The sequence below is a fragment of the Mycobacterium sp. 1245499.0 genome, assembly GCF_001673615.1.
In the GTDB taxonomy this organism is placed as follows: Bacteria; Actinomycetota; Actinomycetes; order Mycobacteriales; family Mycobacteriaceae; genus Mycobacterium; species Mycobacterium europaeum_A.
Genome location: NZ_LZMG01000143.1, coordinates 1 through 708, shown reverse-complemented (window position 1 = coordinate 708; position 708 = coordinate 1). Strand labels below are relative to the sequence as shown.

The 708-nt window shown below is 63.0% G+C and carries 1 protein-coding gene; it reads left to right on the top strand.

The window, feature by feature from the left end; genetic code table 11:
* A partial coding sequence (locus tag A5646_RS07125) for a cyclopropane mycolic acid synthase family methyltransferase (protein ID WP_067020823.1) occupies nt 1-708 on the top strand: 708 nt, incomplete at its 3' end.

The following is a 708-nucleotide window of genomic DNA, read 5'->3' as shown; positions in this document are numbered from 1 at the left end:
ATTTACGATGTCTCGAATGAATTTTTCGCATTATTCTTAGACGCGACGATGGGCTACACCTGCGCCTACTTCGAGCGTGATGACATGACTCTCGAAGAAGCCCAAATTGCGAAGTTCGACCTGGCGTTGGGAAAGCTGAACCTCGAGCCGGGGATGACGCTGCTCGACATCGGTTGCGGCTGGGGTGGCGCGCTGAAGCGGGCCGTCGAGAAGTACGACGTCAACGTCATCGGAATCACGCTGTCGGAAAACCAGGCCGAGCACGTGCAGCAGTCCTTCGATCAGATGGACACCCCCCGCAGCCGGCGGGTGCTGCTGGAGGGCTGGGAGAAGTTCCACGAGCCCGTGGACCGCATCGTGTCCATCGGCGCGTTCGAGCACTTCGGCCGGCAGCGCTACGGCCGCTTCTTCAAAATGGCCTACCAGGCGCTGCCGCCCGGCGGAGTGATGTTGCTGCACACCATCGTTCGGCCGTCGTTCAAAGACGCGCGGGCCAAGGGCCTGAAGCTGACCCACGAAATCGTGCAGTTCTCGCAGTTCATCCTGGCCGAGATCTTCCCCGGCGGCTGGCTGCCGACGCCGCAGACCGTCGGCGAGTACGGAGTGACCGCGGGCTTCGACCTGACCCGCGTCCAGTCGCTGCAGCTGCACTACGCCAGGACCTTGGACCTGTGGGCCGAGGCACTCGAGGCCAATCGCGAGCAGGCG